The following is a 15,373-nucleotide window of genomic DNA, read 5'->3' on the forward strand; positions in this document are numbered from 1 at the left end:
TGCGCCCCGCGCCTTGCTAGATTGCCATTTTATCTTTTGATGTTTCCTCTCGGGGTTCGACCATGAGTGCTGTACCCAAGGATCTGGCCGTGTCCGCGCGTCTCGCCGACGAGATGCGGGTACCGTTTCCCAATTCGAACAAGATTCATGTCACCGGCAGCCGGCCCGATATCCGCGTGCCGATGCGCGAGGTGGCGCAATCGAACACGCCGGCCACCTTCGGCGTGGAGAAGAACCCGCCGATCACGATCTACGACTGCTCTGGCCCGTATACCGACCCGAGTGCCGAGATCGACCTGCGGCGCGGCCTGCCGGCGCTGCGGGCCACCTGGATCGAGGAACGCGGCGACACCGAGGTATTGCCCGGCCTGTCGTCCGAGTTCGGCCGGGATCGCGCGGCCGATGCCGCCACCGGCCATCTGCGTTTTCCCGATGTGCGGGCCCCGCGCCGCGCCAGGGCCGGCGTCAACGTCAGCCAGATGCATTATGCGCGGCGCGGCATCGTCACGCCCGAGATGGAATTCGTCGCCATTCGCGAGAACGCGCGCATCGACGAAATTCGCGACTCCCGGCTGCTGCGCCGGCACGCGGGCGAAGGCTTCGGCGCGAACCTGCCGGATCATGTCACCCCCGAGTTCGTCAGAGACGAGATCGCGGCCGGGCGCGCCATCATCCCCAACAACATCAATCACCCGGAATCCGAGCCGATGATCATCGGCCGCAACTTCCGGGTGAAGATCAACGCCAACATGGGCACCTCGGCGGTGACCAGCTCGATCGCCGAGGAAGTGGAGAAAATGGTCTGGGCCACCCGCTGGGGCGGCGACACCATCATGGACCTGTCCACCGGCAAGCACATCCACGAAACCCGGGAGTGGATCATCCGCAACGCGCCGGTGCCGGTCGGTACGGTGCCGATCTACCAGGCGCTGGAGAAGGTCGACGGCAAGGCCGAGGACCTGACCTGGGAGATGTTCCGCGACACGCTCATCGAACAGGCCGAGCAGGGTGTGGACTATTTCACCATCCATGCCGGCGTGCGCCTGGCCTATGTGCCGATGACCGCCAACCGCGTCACCGGCATCGTCTCCCGCGGCGGCTCGATCATGGCCAAGTGGTGCCTGGCGCATCACACCGAGAGCTTTCTGTACACGCATTTCGAAGATATCTGCGCGATCATGAAGGCCTACGATGTGGCGTTCTCGCTAGGCGACGGCCTGCGGCCCGGCGCGATCGCCGATGCCAACGACGAAGCCCAGATGGCCGAACTGCGCACGCTCGGCGAGCTGACCCAGATCGCCTGGGCCCACGACGTCCAGGTGATGATCGAAGGCCCCGGCCATGTGCCGATGCAACGCATCAAGGAAAACATGGACGCCGAGCTGGCCGACTGCCACCAGGCGCCGTTCTATACCCTGGGCCCGCTGACCACCGACATCGGCCCCGGCTATGACCACATCACCTCCGCCATCGGCGCGGCCCAGATCGGCTGGTACGGCACCGCCATGCTCTGCTACGTCACGCCCAAGGAACATCTCGGCCTGCCGGACAAGGACGACGTCCGCGAAGGCATCGTCACCTACAAGATCGCGGCGCACGCGGCCGATCTGGCCAAGGGCCACCCGGGTGCCCAGATTCGTGACAACGCCCTGTCCAAGGCCCGCTTCGAGTTTCGCTGGGAGGACCAGTTCAACCTCGGGCTGGACCCGTTGAAGGCGCGCGAATTCCACGACGAAACCCTGCCCAAGGACTCGGCCAAGGTGGCCCACTTCTGTTCCATGTGCGGGCCCAAGTTCTGCTCGATGCGGATTTCCCAGGAAGTGCGCGAATTCGCCGCCGAGCGCGGCATCGCCACACCCGAGGATGCGCTGGAGGCCGGTCTCGAGGAAAAAGCCGAGCAGTTCAAGGCCGGCGGTCACGCGCTGTACCAATAATGAGAACAATGCCCCCGCGGGAGCCCGCCATGCCACGTACTCGACAGATCCGCACGGCGACGCCTGTCGCGGCCGCGGCGGGCACCGCGGCCGACACCGTCGGCAACAACCGCCACGACGACTTCGCCCATAACCGGCGAACTGCGCCGCGGCGCGGCTAGGCGATCGGGGCGCCCGCATGGCCACGGCTTATTTCTCGCGCCATGACCTCTGCCGCGCCCACGATATGGGACGTGGCCACCCGGAAGCGCCGGACCGGCTGCCCGCGATCGACCAGGGGCTGGAGGTGGTCGGCATTGCCGACGCGCTCGACCGGCGCGCTGCACCCGAGGCCTCGCTCGAGGCCATCAAGCGCGTGCACGACGAATTTTATGTCGACGAGCTGCTCGCCAGCGCGCCGACGACCGGGCAAGTGCCGATCGACGGCGACACCGCGCTGACACCGCACACCCTGCCCGCGGCGCGCCATGCCGCCGGTGCCGGGATCGCAGCGGTGGATGCCGTACTCGCCGGCGAGGCCGCCAACGCCTTCTGCGCCGTGCGCCCGCCCGGGCATCATGCCGAATACGCCAGAGCGATGGGGTTTTGCTTCTTCAATAACGTGGCGATCGCGGCCGCGCACGCGCTGGCCGTCGGTGGCCTGGAACGTGTCGCCATCCTCGATTTCGACGTACATCACGGCAACGGCACGGAAGATGTCTTTCGCCATGAGCCGCGGGTATTGTTCTGCTCGAGCTACCAGAACCCGTTGTTTCCATTCACAGCGGACCAGAGCATCCCCGGCCAGCTGATCAAGACACCGTTGCGTGCGGGTGTCGGCGGCTCGGTATTCCGGCGTGCCATCGAGCGCGACTGGCTGCCCGCACTCGATGAGGCCAGACCACAGCTGATTCTGGTGTCGGCCGGCTTCGACGCCCATCGCTCCGACCCGCTGGCCGACCTGCAGCTCGAGGCCGAGGATTTCGAGTGGGTCACCCAGCGCATCACCGAAGTGGCCGATCTTTATTGCGACAGCCGCGTCGTAAGCCTGCTCGAAGGGGGTTACGCCCTCGATGCGCTGGCGGCAAGCGCCGCCATCCACATCAAGGCCCTGCTGCGGGCCGGCGAGCGCTGAGCGACAACAAATGCCGCGGCTGCCTGCGGAAAGGACAACCGCGGCGGTTCGCCGCTACAACCAGAGATGCATGCCGTTGGCCAGATTCAGGACCGCCGCGTAGGTCAGATACATCAGCTCGGGCCAAGGACTGACCGCGCCGGATCCATCATTGGGTTATCGACCGGCGCGCCGTATAGTGAGCGGCCCGTACGTGTACCACGTCGCGCCATGACGATCTCGATGCTGTCGGTATTCGTGCCGACGTTCTTTCTCGTATCGCTCACGCCAGGGCTGTGCATGACGTTGTCGCTGAGCCTCGGCATGACGGTCGGGGTTCGCCGCACGGCCTGGATGTGGATCGGCGAACTGGCGGGCGTGGCCACGGTCGCGGTCGCTTCGGTGATCGGCGTGGCCACCGTCCTGATGCGTTACCCGGCCGTGTTCACCGTCTTCAAGTGGGTCGGCGGCGCGTATCTGGTCTGGCTCGGTATCCAGATGTGGCGTTCGCGCGGCAATCTGGCGATTCCCGAGATCGAGAATGACGAGGCCGCCCCGCCCCGAGCGCAGCTCGCGGCCCAGGGGCTGGTTACCGCCATCGCCAACCCGAAGGGCTGGGCGTTCTTCATCGCCCTGCTGCCGCCGTTTCTCGACTTCCAGCAGGCCCTCGCCCCGCAACTGGTGCTAATGCTGTCGATGATTCTGGCGATGGAACTGACCTGTCTCGTCCTCTATGCCAGCGGCGGTTCCGCCGCGCGCGCCATGCTCGCCAAACGCTCCAACGTCCGCCTCCTGAACCGCATCGCCGGCACCCTGATCGCCGCCGTCGGCGTCTGGCTGGCACTGAGCTGACCGCCGCCCTTTATCCAGTGTCCGCTAAAACCGCCCCGGCACGGGGTGATCGTGCTGATACGACGCGCCTTTCTGTCCACAGATTACGCGGATTCTTGGGGGTCGTTGCGAATATGCTTCCCCGACATGACGCGAACACACGGCCAAGGCACACGTATTGATATTCTTTTTCTCAAGATCTGCGTCGATCTGCGGAAAACACCGTTTTTAATCTGTGAAATCTGCGGGTAAATCCACTTCCGGAACAACCCCGCCCAGGAGCCCATAACGCGCGAGTAATCGCTCCTTGCGCGCTGATACGACACACTGTTTTCTATCCACAGATTACGCAGATTACACAGATTTTTTAGAGGCCGTTGTATGCACTTGTCCTTGACATGCGGCACCCAGTCTCGCCATTCACACGTTTCTTAGCATCTGCGTTAATCTGCGTCGACCTGCGGAAAACACAGTTTTTTAATCTGTGAAATCTGCGTAATCTGCGGATGAACCCGCTTCCGGAACACCCCCGCCCGGGAGACCATGACGCGCCAGTAATCGCTCCTCGCGCGCTGATACGACACATTTCTATCCACAGATTACGCAGATTGCACAGATTTTTTAAGAGGCAGTTGTAATCTTTTTTCTCGACGTGCCGCACACGATACGGCCGCGGCACAAGCGTCATGCATCCTTTTCTTAACATCTGCGTTAATCTGCGTCGATCTGCGGACAACTATCATTTTTAATCGGTGAAAACCCGCGTAATCTGTGGATAAACCGGCCTTATGGCCGCACTTGATCGCGGCGCACGCGGGCGAGTTTGCGGCAGAGTTGGGCGGCGCCGTCGGCCAGTCGTACGGTGGGCCGGCTAATGAGATCCGGCGGGACGGTCACGAAATGATCGTGGGCGACCGCGGGGATGGCCGGCCACTGCCGCCAATAGGCTTTCCACTGTGGTTTGGTCTGCGCCACGCCCGAGGCCACGATCGCCTGTGGTGCACGCGCGATGACCGACTCGATACTGACCTGCGGCGCCAGTGTCGCGGCCTTGGCGAAGATGTTGCGGCCGCCGCACAGCCGGATCACGGCGCCGGTCATACCGGCATTGGATAGTGTGCGCAGCGGGTCCGACCATACCTCCCAGAACAACGAGACCGGGCGGCGATGCGCGTAGCGTTGCCGCAGCCCCGCGATGCGCTGTTCGAAGGCGGCAGCCGCGCGATCGGCGTGATCGGCCGTGCCGCCCAGCACGCCCAGATCGCGAATGGTGCGCGCAATGCCGGCCAGCCGACGCGGATCATCGACATACACGGCGATACCCAGCGCCCGCAGCCGACGGATGATGTCGGGGGAGCCGCCCTCGGCCCAGGCGACGACCAGATCCGGCTTTTTCGCCACGATCGCCTCGAGACTGAGGCTATCGTAGCCGCCCACGCGCGGGATGCCCTGGGCCGCCGGGGGATAATTCGAATAACGTACGGCTCCCACCACGCGATTGCCCAGTCCCGCGGTAAACAAGTTTTCCACAAGATGGGGCGTCAAGGCGACGATCCGGCGTGCGGGATGCGCCAGCCGGACTTCATGCCCGGTGAAATCGGTAACCGAAACCGGGCCAGCCGCGGCCATGGCTGCCGATCCGGCCAGCCACCCCAGCAGCGATAACAACCCGAGCAGAGCCCACCGACGCGTGCGGCGCATGCGCTGCGCGGTCATGGATTGGTATCCCCGTCGACATGCCGCAGGGCAGCCGAGAGCCGTTCGCGCTGGTGTTCCGGCGGCAGTCCGAAACGCAGCCAGCGCCGGTTGTCGCCGAGCCGGGTGAACACGGCCCGAGATGCCAGCTCGGCGTGCGCCGCGGCGGCCGCGCCCTCGGCCGAAAAGAACACGGTCACGAACGACCCGCCGCTGACCACGAGTTGTTGCGGGAAGGCGGCGACGAGGCGCGCACGGAGCCAGGCTTGCGTATCTCGAATCCGGGCGCGCTGATCGATCTGCCAATCGCGGTCGGCCAGCGCCCGCGTGCCGATCCAGCGGGTCGGATGCGCCACGCCCCAGGGCGCCACGGCGCGACGCAATGCATCGACCGTGGCCTTGTGGCCGAGAGCGAATCCGAGACGGATGCCGGCCAGTCCGAAGAACTTGCCCACCGATCGCAGCACGATCGCCTCATGTGTAACTGGATCGAAAGACGTGCCTTCGTCCCCGTCCGCGAAGGCTGCATCGACGATGAGGCGGCCCGCGCCGAGCGCGAGTGCGATTCGGCGCAGGCGATCCGGACCGGCGCGCTCGCCGGTCGGATTGTTCGGATCGAGCACCACGGCACGATCGACCGCCGCCAGCATCACTCGAGATCGTCCAGATCGCGGTAGTACCGGAGGCTATGGCCCGCCGCGCGCCAGGCGGCGGCGTGCTCGGTATAACCCACGGCGGGCACGGCCACGGTGGCCGGCGCGCACAGGCGCGGCAGCTCGCGAATGGCGAACTGGCTACCGGGCAACGCCACGAGCCAATCCGATGCACAGCCATAGTAGGCGGCCGCGGCGGCGACCAGCCCATCATCGGCTTCCGGCAGGCGCGACCAGACAGCCGCGGGCAGCGTCGGTACCGGCCACGACCAGGGCGCGATGCCGGTCGACAGATCCAGCCATTCATGCCGGGGAATGCCGTAGTGCGCAGCCGCGGCACGCAGCTGGCCACCGTGGATCATGCCCATAGCCCGTCCATCAGGAGTACGGCCACCACGATCACGGCCAATGCCCGATCGGCCAGACCCAGCGCGCGTACGACATCGACGTCTTCCGGCGTACGCCCGCCACCCAGCGCCGGCCGTTCCCGCCAGGCGCCGTGATACCAGGCGCCGCCGCCGAGGCGGATACCGAGCGCACCGGCGCCGGCCGCCATCACCGGGCCGGCGTTCGGGCTGGACCATCGGCCCGCCTGTTCGCGCCAGCAGGTCCATGCAGCGCGGGTGTCGCCGACCAGCGCGAAAGCCAGCGCGGTGAGCCGTGCCGCCGGCCAGTTCATGCCGTCGTCCAGGCGCGCCGCGGCCCAGCCGAAGGCAATGAACCGGGGGGTGCGATAGCCCCACATCGCGTCCAGGGTATTGACCAGCCGATGGGCGAGTACCGCCGCGGCGGCGCCTGCCGGGCCCGCCACCGCGGCGCCGAACACGCACCAGAACACCGAGGCGAAGATCGCATCGCTGCTGTTTTCGAGCACGGACTCCAGCAGGGCGCCGCGTACGCCGGCGGCATCCAGTTGCGCCGTATCGCGGCTGACGAGCCAGGCCACGCGTTGCCGGGCGCCTTCGAGATCGCCGGTGGCGAGCGGACGGGCCACCGCCTCGGCGTGTTCGATCAAGCCGGCCCGCCCAACCGCCAGCACGAGTACCAGACCCGCCAATAACCACGCCAGCCCGCTCGGAACCCAGGCGACGCATGCGCCGACAAACAGCGTGGGCGGCCCCACCATCAGCGCGACCATGCCATTGCGTCGACGGCCGTGATTGAACCGCGCTTCCACCCGATCGGCAAGACGGCCGAACAGCGCGAGCGGATGCCGCCGGCGCGGCTCGCCCAGCACCGCATCGGCCACCAGTGCCGCGACCAGCATCAGGCTCAATGCCACGGCAGGCCCCAGGCCGCCGCCACCAGTGACGCCGCCTCGACCAGTTCGATCAGCGCGCCGGCCACGTCGCCGGTATAACCGCCGATACGGGTCTGCCAGGTCCGGCGCCAACTCCACACGATCACCCCGGCCAGCAGCACCATCAACGTCCAGAGAGACAGCGGCAATAGCCATGCGCCCGCCACCGCCACCACGACAATCCCCAGGGTGATCGCCCCGCGCGGACGGGTGGCCGCCTGGTCGCGGGCGATGCCCCGGTCTCGGCGGTAGGCCGTGGTGGCCATGAGCGCGGCGGTACCGGCACGGGCCAGCATTGGCACGGCAAGCAACAAGCCGACGATCGCGCCCCGGTGCTGCAGCAATGTCGCCAAGGCCGCGAACTTGACCAACAACACGATCGTGATCGTGGCCACCGCCATTGGCCCGGCGGCCGGGTCCTTCATCACCGTGAGAATACGCGAGGCGTCGCGGTGGCCGGCACAGCCCGCGTCGACACAGTCGGCCAGGCCGTCCAGATGCAATGCGCCGGTGATACCGACCCACACCGCCAACAACAACGCGGCGGCAAGCAGAGGCGCCGCACCGCGCAACACGCCTTCTGCGAGCACGAGCACCCCACCGATCAGGAGGCCCACCAACGGATAGCAGACCACCGAACGCCCCTGATCGACCGGCCGGATACGTGCGGGCAGCCACCGGCCGACCGGCAATACGGTCAGCAGTGACAGCGCCAGAAGAAGCGGCGTGGCGGCGCGTTTCATGCCCGGTCGAGGTTGTAACCCATCAGCCGCGGCATCGACGACTCGCCGTCGTGCGTGATGCTGATCCGGGCGCGACAGCCATAGGGCATGCCGAAACGATTGGTCGCCGCCAGTGGCAGGTCCAGCACATGGGCCACGAGATTGCGGATCACCCCGCCATGGCACACCAGCAGCACATGGCCGCCCCGGTTCGCGGCCACCAGCTCGGTCCAGCCTTCGGCCACCCGGGCTCGGATCGACGGCAACGGCTCGGCGTTCGGCGGCGTATTGTTCTCCGGATCGACATACCAGGCGCGCGCGGCGTCGGACTGGTTCGCCCACACGTCGGCGATGAGCACGCCTTCCCAGTCGCCGAAATACATCTCGCGGAAGCGCTCGTCGACGTTCAAGGGCACATCGCGGGCCGCGGCCAGTTCGGCGGAGAATTCGCGGCAACGACGCATCGGCGAGGTCACGATCGTATCCCAGCCCTCGAGCGGCCCGGTCACCCGGCGCAGCCGGGCCCAACCGGCCTCGGACAAGGCCACGTCCGTCGAGCCACGGAAGATCGGACCCCCTTCGCATTCAGCGTGGCGCAGGATGTCGACCGTGGTCGTGGTCATGTCGAAATCAGGCACTATCGGCTACTCCCGCATCGGCAAAAGTCGCCATTCTGCCGTGAACGGCCAGCGCGGACCGAATCACGCCCAGCGCGACCATCGCCCCGCTGCCCTCGCCGAGCCGCATATCCAGATCAAGCAACGGCTCGGCAGCCAGCGCTTCGAGCACCCGGCCATGGCCGCCTTCCGCCGAACGATGCCCGAAGATCAACCAGCCGGCCACACCGGCATTCAGATGCACCGCGGCCAGCGCGGCGACGCTGCTGATGAAACCGTCGACCAGCACCGGCACGCCGCGCTGCGCAGCCGCGATATAGGCGCCGGCGAGCGCGGCAATCTCCAGCCCGCCGAGACATTCGAGGATCGCCAGCGCGGCATCGGGCAGGGATTGCGCCGCCCAGCGCTCGCGGTGTCGCGCCAGGCCGGCATCAACGGCGGCCCGCTTGGCGGCCAGCCCGGCATCGTCGACCCCGGTCCCGCGGCCGACCGTCGCCGCGCCGTCCAGATCCGCCAGGGCCGCGAACACCGCCGCCGCGCTGGTGGTGTTGGCAATGCCCATCTCGCCGCCCACGAATAACGACAGATCCCCGTTTACTTGGTCCGCGCCGGCCCGCAGTGCGGCCGACAGCGTCGGGCCATCCATCGCCGGGCCGCACGTGAAATCCGCGGTGCCCGACGCCAGCCGATGATTGACCACCCCCGGCACGTCGTCGGTCGGCGTTACCGTGCCCAGATTGACCACCGCCATGTCGACCCCGGCCTCGCGCGCGAGCACGGCCACCGCCGCGCCGCCGGCCGCGAAGTTGGCCACCATCTGGGCCGTGACTTCCTGTGGAAACGCCGAGACGCCCTGCGCGGCCACGCCGTGATCGGCCGCGAACACCGCCAGCCCGATCCGATTCAGCACGGGCTTGTCCGCGCCCTGCCAGGCCGCGAAATCGGTGGCCAGCGTTTCCAGCCGGCCGAGCGAACCCGGCGGCTTGGTGAGCTGATTCTGTCGTTCGATCGCCGCCGCGCGGGCGGCCTCGTCGGGCTGGGCGGCCGGTTCGAAGAGCCAGTCGAAATCAGGCATAGAGAATTGCTCCTGTTGAAAACCCGGTTCGCGAATGCACGCGAATGAAGCGCGAATAACAAGACCGTCCGCAGATCGACGCGGATACACGCAGATCGAAAATCAGTGACTTCACGATCAGCGCGTGCAACGGGCGATAAGGCTCGTCGATGATTGCGTGCGAGGGCCAGTGTCTTTCGCGCCGCGGCATAGCCCAATAGTGCGCGAGCCAACTCGACCCAATCGACAATCTTCCGGTCTTGTATCGGCGCGCATCGGCGTTGATCTGTGGATAATTTCTTTCAGAACTCCGACATAAGCCAGCCCGAGCCTCAAAGGATCGGAAACACGTGGATCCGCAACGCTCGAAAAATTATTGGCGTTCCGTGCCCGTGTATTGGTGGACGCCAGGCAAGAAATACGGTTCATGTCAGCGGCGACAGCAACGGTAGGTCGGATGAGCGCGCAGCGCGTAATCCGACGCTCAATCGGCGAGTTCCGGGGCTCGACTGTCGGATTACGGTGCAAGCACCTAATCCGACCTACGCAACTATTTGATGCGGACAAGCCGACGACGATGATGAGGTTGGCTTTCGAGTGTCGGCGCCGGAACATTTTTTTGCGGCGACCAGGGCTTTGGTTTCGCACTGATGTGCGAGTTCCTTCTTTTGCGTGCCCAAAAGAAGGAACCAAGAAAAAGGCACCCGACACGGCGCCGGCTGACGCCGGTTCACTCCGATGCTCGCGACGACGGGATGCGGCAAAAACTCGGGCCGCTTTGGCGGCCCTCAAACACCTTGCCGCACCGGCGCAGTGCGCCGGACACCCGTCGCCGCTGCGCGTCTCCGTCACCGTGTAACGGGATAAAATACAGCCAGGCCAACTTCCCGGTTTTGGCGTGTCGTGCCTGTATCGGGCCCCTTGGGCGCGGCGCCGAGCAGTGGAGGCCGAAAGCGAAAAAGACCGCCGGATGTCTGAGTCGCGCGCAGCGCGGTGAGTTTCCGGCGGTCCGCTTGCGGCCGGAGCCGCGCAGGGCACCGATGCGGAGCATCGGCGCAAGACAGGGTGTCCTTTCCTTGGGTTACGTTCGTTTGGACAAGCAAACGAACGTGACTCGCACAGCAGTGCGAAACCCCAACCTTCCGCCAACTTGAAAGCACGACGACTCACGGCCTTGACGACAACGGCTTCAAATCCAGAGGCAACCCCGCCACGACGAGACTAACCCGCGAACACAGGCCCGCCAGGGCCTGATGCAACCGCCCGGCCTCGTCGACGAAAGCACGCGAAAGCTCGCCGAGCGGCACAATGCCCGAGCCGACTTCGTTGGAAACCAGCAGCACGCGCGCCGTACAGTCCGGCAGCGCCCGAAGCAGGGCATCGCGCTCGCCGGGCCAGGCGTCGGCGGCCAGCGCATTGCTCAACCAGAGCGTGAGGCAATCGACCAGAACAACTGTGCCCACGGCGTCGTACGCAGCGATCGCATCCGCCAGCCCGAGCGGCGCTTCGACGGTTTGCCAACGGGCATCTCGATGCGCGCGATGGTGCGCGATGCGTTCGGCCATCTCGGCGTCGTGCGCCTGGCCGGTCGCAATATAGATCCAGCGGCTCGCCTCCGTGGCAAGGGCTTCACGCTCGGCGAATGCGCTCTTGCCGCTGCGCGCACCGCCCAGAATCAGATGATGGCCCGGCATCGCCTCAATCATGCAGCACCACCGGGGTGCCGGTCACCGGGTGCGGGATGACGTGGGTCTGGGCATCGAAGACCCGGGCCAGCGTGGCCTCGGTCACGACCTCGGCCGGTGTACCCCAGGCCACGGTAGTGCCCTCGGCCAGGGCCAACAGCCGGTCGGCGTGCGCGGCAGCCAGCGAGACATCGTGGCCGACGAAGACAATGGCGACTCCGGTGGCCGCGCACCGACGCAGGCTGCGCATGATCAGGCTCTGGTGGCCGATATCGAGCGACGCGACCGGCTCGTCCAGCAACAGCAACCGCGCCGCCGCGTCCTCCGCCGACCCGATCTGCGCCAGTACGCGGGCAAGCTGGACGCGCTGCTTCTCGCCGCCGGACAGGCGCGTATAGGCACGCGGCATGAGGTGCGCGATATCCGTGGCCTTGGCGACGGCATCGATTACCGCGGCATCCGCCGCGCGGCCGGTGGCGTGCGGGCTGCGGCCGAGCGCAATCACCTCGCGCACGGTGAATGGAAACGCCAGCGCGCTGGCCTGGGCCAGAAAGGCGATCCGCCGCGCGCGTTCGCGCCGGTCGAAGGCGCCCAGCGCGCGGCCGTCGAACGCCACCCGCCCGGCGGATGGCGCCAGATCGCCCACCAGCGCATGCAGCAGCGTCGACTTGCCGGCGCCGTTGGCCCCGATCACGGCCAGCATTTCGCCGGGCGCCACCGTAAACGACACGCCGGCGATGAGAACACGACCGCCACGCCGGATCGCCAGTTCTTCGACCGCCAACGTCACAGCGCGTAATCCCGCGTGCCGCGCAGCAACACGATGAAAAACGGCGCGCCGAGCAGCGCGGTCAGCAGCCCCACCGGCAGCTCGGCCGGCGCGACCACCACCCGGGCCAGGGTATCGGCGGCCAGCAACAGCACCGCCCCGGCCAGGGCGGAGGCCGGCAACAACGTGCGATGATCCGGCCCGATCGCCAGCCGCACGATATGCGGCACCACCAGACCGACAAAGGCGATCGCCCCGGCCAGGGCCACCGAAATACCGACGCCGAAGGCGACCAGCACGATCAACACGGTCTTGGTCCGGTCTACTGCGAAACCCAGGTGACGGGCCTCGGATTCGCCCAGCAACAATGCGTTCAAGGCCCGTGCCCGGGCCGGCAGGCCGGCCAGCACGGCCGCGGCGGCGACCGCGATCAGGCCCACGCGCGGCCAGTTGGCGCCTTCCAACCCGCCCATCTGCCACAGGCTGATACGACGCAGCATGTCGTTGCTGGCATAGAACTCCAGCAGCGAGGTGAGCGAGCCGGCCAGCGCGGATATCGCGATGCCGGCCAACAGCATGGTGGCCACCGATGTGCCGGTGGCGCGGGTGGCCAGCGCATAGACCAGCACCACCGCCGCCGCGCCGCCCGCGAACGCGGCCAGCGCCACCAGTGACAGCCCGGCAAAACCGGCCAGCGCGCCGCCGAACACGATCGCGAGGCTGGCTCCGGCCGAAGCCCCGGCGGTGACACCGATCAATGAGGGATCGGCCAGCGGATTGCGAAACAAGCCCTGCATGGCCGCACCCGAAATTGCCAGGATCGCGCCGACCAGCGCGGTCAGCAGCGCCCGCGGCAGACGGATCGCATTGACGATGAGCGCGGTCTGATCGACGCGATCATGGAAATGGAAAAGTGCGGCCACAACCTGACCGATCGGCAGCCGCACCGCGCCAAAGGCGAGCTCGGCCATAAAAGCCGCCGCCAGCAACACGCACAGCATGACGATCAACAGGCGCGGCTTCATGGCAGGGCTTCCAGATCGATCGCCGCCTCGACCGCATCCGCCAAGCGTTCCAGGCTGGCCTCGCGGCGCTCGGCCTGATCGACGGCACCGGCCGCGTCGAGCCCGGCCCAGGCCAGGATCGCGTCGCAGCCGGCGCCGGTATCGAACAGGCCGTGCAGATAGGTGCCGGCGATCTGGCCGTCGGCCGAAAGCGCGCCGTCCGGGCCGTCATCGAGCTGGAGAAACGGCCGTGCCAGCGCAGCCCTCGCGGTCACGCCGCAGTGGATGCGATAGCCGGCGACCGCGCCACCGCCGGCCAGCGCGCCGGTCACATTCTGCAGATGCTTGTTCGTATCCAGCCGCGTCGTGAAGTCGAGCAGGCCGAGGCCGTCCGTCGTCCCTGGTCGATCCTCGACGCCGTCCGGATCGGCGATTTCGCGGCCCAGCATCTGATAACCGCCGCAAATGCCGAGCAGCTTGCCGCCATAGCGCAGATGGCGCTTGATGCGATCCGGCCAGCCGGCGTTGACCAGCCAGGCACAGTCGGCGCGGGTGTTCTTGGAGCCGGCCAGCACGATCAGATCGGCCGGGCCCGGGGTATCGCCGGGGCCGACGAACTGCAGATCGACCCGCGGATGGGCGCGCAGGGCATCGAAATCGGTGTGGTTGCTGATTCGAGGGGTAACCGGCACCTGTACTACGAGCGCATCGGCGGCGGTCGTCTGCCCGGTATCGATCGCGTCCTCGGCGTCCAGATGCAGGCCCGCCAGGTAGGGCAACACGCCGAACACCGGCTTGCCGGTACGCGCTTCCAGCCAATCCAGCCCCGGCTGCAGCAGACCGATATCGCCGCGAAAGCGATTGATCACGAAGCCCGCCACGCGTTCGCGTTCAGACGGCGACAGCAACGCCAGCGTACCCACGAGTTGGGCGAACACGCCGCCCTTGTCGATGTCGGCGACCAGGATCACCGGGCAATCCACGGCCTCGGCGAAGCCCATGTTGGCGATATCGCCCGCGCGCAGATTGATCTCGGCGGGGCTGCCGGCGCCCTCGACCAGCACACGCGGGTAGGCAGCGGCCAGTCGCGCATGCGAGGCGCGCACCGCCGCCATCGCCTGTGGCTTGTAGCCATGGTAGCAGCCGGCATCCATCGCGCCGACGGCATGGCCGTGGATGATGACCTGGGCGCCGATGTCGCTGGCAGGCTTGAGCAGCACCGGGTTCATGTCGGTGGTGGCCGCCACGCGCGCGGCCTGTGCCTGCAGGTATTGCGAGCGGCCGATCTCGCCGCCATCGACCGTTACCGCGCTGTTGAGCGCCATGTTCTGCGGCTTGAACGGGGCCACGGCCATGCCGCGCCGGGCATACGCCCGCGCCAGCCCGGCCACCAGCGTCGACTTGCCGGCGTCCGAGGTCGTGCCCTGGATCATCAGCGTCCTTGCTGTCATGGGAGGCCGTTCTTCACGTCATTCGTCCACAGATTTCACGGATTGCACCGATGGGTTGCAGACGGTTTTCGGTTTGAAGACAGTTCAAAATACTCGGCTTCGTTGTTTGAGAACCTGTCCGCAGATCGACGCAGATGCACGCAGATCAAAAGGCAGATGATTCGGCCGACACTGCTTAGCCGGAATGTCGATTGCAGCTCGTTCTTGCGGGCATATTCGAGGCTTCGTTCTTTAAGTCATTCATCCGCAGATTTCGCAGATTAATTGCAGGCGGTTTTCAGGCTTGAGGATAGTTCAGAATATTCGGCTTCGTTCCTTGGGAACCTGTCCGCAGATCGACGCAGATGCACGCAGATCGGAAGGCAGATGATTCGGCCGACACTGCTTAGCTGGAATGTCGATTGCAGCTCGTTCTTGCGGGCATATTCGAGGCTTCGTTCTTTAAGTCACTCATCCGCAGATTTCGTAGATTAATTGCAGGCGTTTTTCGGCTTGAGGACAGCTCGAAATCCTCGGCTTGTTTCCTTGAGAACCTGTCCGCAGATCGACGCAGATGCACGCAGAT

The 15,373-nt window shown here is 66.4% G+C and carries 15 protein-coding genes; 4 read left to right on the forward strand and 11 right to left on the reverse strand.

Translation table 11 applies throughout. The annotated features are described in order from the left end of the window. Positions 1-62: 62 nt before the first annotated feature. The 4 genes from thiC to SALB1_RS05970 all read left to right on the forward strand — a co-directional run bounded on the left by thiC (position 63) and on the right by SALB1_RS05970 (position 3,879). A complete protein-coding gene (gene thiC, locus SALB1_RS05960; protein ID WP_109993033.1) occupies positions 63-1,934 on the forward strand; it encodes a phosphomethylpyrimidine synthase ThiC in 1,872 nt (623 codons plus the stop codon). 29 nt (positions 1,935-1,963) lie between these two features. Continuing rightward, positions 1,964-2,095 carry a hypothetical protein gene (locus SALB1_RS19435; protein ID WP_255414509.1) on the forward strand — a complete coding sequence of 44 codons (132 nt, stop codon included), beginning with the start codon at positions 1,964-1,966 and terminating at the stop codon, positions 2,093-2,095. A 17-nt stretch (positions 2,096-2,112) separates the two neighbouring features. After that, complete coding sequence (locus SALB1_RS05965; protein WP_179950709.1) at positions 2,113-3,048, forward strand: histone deacetylase family protein; 936 nt, start codon at positions 2,113-2,115, stop codon at positions 3,046-3,048. A 210-nt stretch (positions 3,049-3,258) separates the two neighbouring features. Then, the gene (locus SALB1_RS05970) at positions 3,259-3,879 is read left to right on the forward strand and encodes a LysE family translocator (RefSeq protein ID WP_109993034.1); all 621 of its coding nucleotides are present in this window, start codon (positions 3,259-3,261) and stop codon (positions 3,877-3,879) included. 765 nt (positions 3,880-4,644) lie between these two features. On the opposite strand, the gene SALB1_RS05975 is transcribed toward SALB1_RS05970, so the two are convergent. From SALB1_RS05975 to SALB1_RS06035, 11 genes are all read right to left on the reverse strand, one after another. After that, the gene (locus SALB1_RS05975; RefSeq protein ID WP_109993035.1) at positions 4,645-5,574 is read right to left on the reverse strand and encodes a cobalamin-binding protein; all 930 of its coding nucleotides are present in this window, start codon (positions 5,572-5,574) and stop codon (positions 4,645-4,647) included. Then, positions 5,571-6,203, reverse strand: coding sequence for an aminotransferase class I/II-fold pyridoxal phosphate-dependent enzyme (locus SALB1_RS05980; protein WP_109993036.1), 633 nt, complete (start codon positions 6,201-6,203; stop codon positions 5,571-5,573). Before SALB1_RS05980 ends, SALB1_RS05975 begins: the two co-directional genes overlap by 4 nt. Beyond that, positions 6,203-6,574, reverse strand: a complete 372-nt coding sequence (locus SALB1_RS05985) for a hypothetical protein (protein WP_109993037.1) — start codon at positions 6,572-6,574, stop codon at positions 6,203-6,205. Before SALB1_RS05985 ends, SALB1_RS05980 begins: the two co-directional genes overlap by 1 nt. Further along, positions 6,565-7,488 (reverse strand): adenosylcobinamide-phosphate synthase CbiB, encoded by a 924-nt coding sequence (cbiB, locus tag SALB1_RS05990; RefSeq protein ID WP_199678709.1) that lies wholly within the window; start codon positions 7,486-7,488, stop codon positions 6,565-6,567. The genes SALB1_RS05985 and cbiB overlap by 10 nt, the downstream gene beginning before the upstream one ends. After that, positions 7,479-8,249 (reverse strand): adenosylcobinamide-GDP ribazoletransferase, encoded by a 771-nt coding sequence (locus tag SALB1_RS05995; RefSeq protein ID WP_109993039.1) that lies wholly within the window; start codon positions 8,247-8,249, stop codon positions 7,479-7,481. Before SALB1_RS05995 ends, cbiB begins: the two co-directional genes overlap by 10 nt. Further along, positions 8,246-8,866, reverse strand: coding sequence for a histidine phosphatase family protein (locus SALB1_RS06000; protein WP_145961247.1), 621 nt, complete (start codon positions 8,864-8,866; stop codon positions 8,246-8,248). Before SALB1_RS06000 ends, SALB1_RS05995 begins: the two co-directional genes overlap by 4 nt. Beyond that, positions 8,859-9,920, reverse strand: coding sequence for a nicotinate-nucleotide--dimethylbenzimidazole phosphoribosyltransferase (gene cobT / locus SALB1_RS06005; protein ID WP_109993041.1), 1,062 nt, complete (start codon positions 9,918-9,920; stop codon positions 8,859-8,861). The genes SALB1_RS06000 and cobT overlap by 8 nt, the downstream gene beginning before the upstream one ends. Positions 9,921-11,065: 1,145 nt before the next feature. Continuing rightward, positions 11,066-11,605, reverse strand: coding sequence for a bifunctional adenosylcobinamide kinase/adenosylcobinamide-phosphate guanylyltransferase (gene cobU / locus SALB1_RS06020; protein ID WP_255414510.1), 540 nt, complete (start codon positions 11,603-11,605; stop codon positions 11,066-11,068). Further along, the gene (locus SALB1_RS06025; protein WP_255414511.1) at positions 11,598-12,374 is read right to left on the reverse strand and encodes a heme ABC transporter ATP-binding protein; all 777 of its coding nucleotides are present in this window, start codon (positions 12,372-12,374) and stop codon (positions 11,598-11,600) included. The genes cobU and SALB1_RS06025 overlap by 8 nt, the downstream gene beginning before the upstream one ends. After that, positions 12,371-13,378, reverse strand: a complete 1,008-nt coding sequence (locus SALB1_RS06030) for an iron ABC transporter permease (protein ID WP_109993045.1) — start codon at positions 13,376-13,378, stop codon at positions 12,371-12,373. Before SALB1_RS06030 ends, SALB1_RS06025 begins: the two co-directional genes overlap by 4 nt. Further along, positions 13,375-14,808 (reverse strand): cobyric acid synthase, encoded by a 1,434-nt coding sequence (locus tag SALB1_RS06035; RefSeq protein ID WP_255414512.1) that lies wholly within the window; start codon positions 14,806-14,808, stop codon positions 13,375-13,377. Before SALB1_RS06035 ends, SALB1_RS06030 begins: the two co-directional genes overlap by 4 nt. Positions 14,809-15,373: the final 565 nt, after the last annotated feature.

Origin of the sequence: Salinisphaera sp. LB1, assembly GCF_003177035.1 — a bacterium.
GTDB lineage: Bacteria > Pseudomonadota > Gammaproteobacteria > Nevskiales > Salinisphaeraceae > Salinisphaera.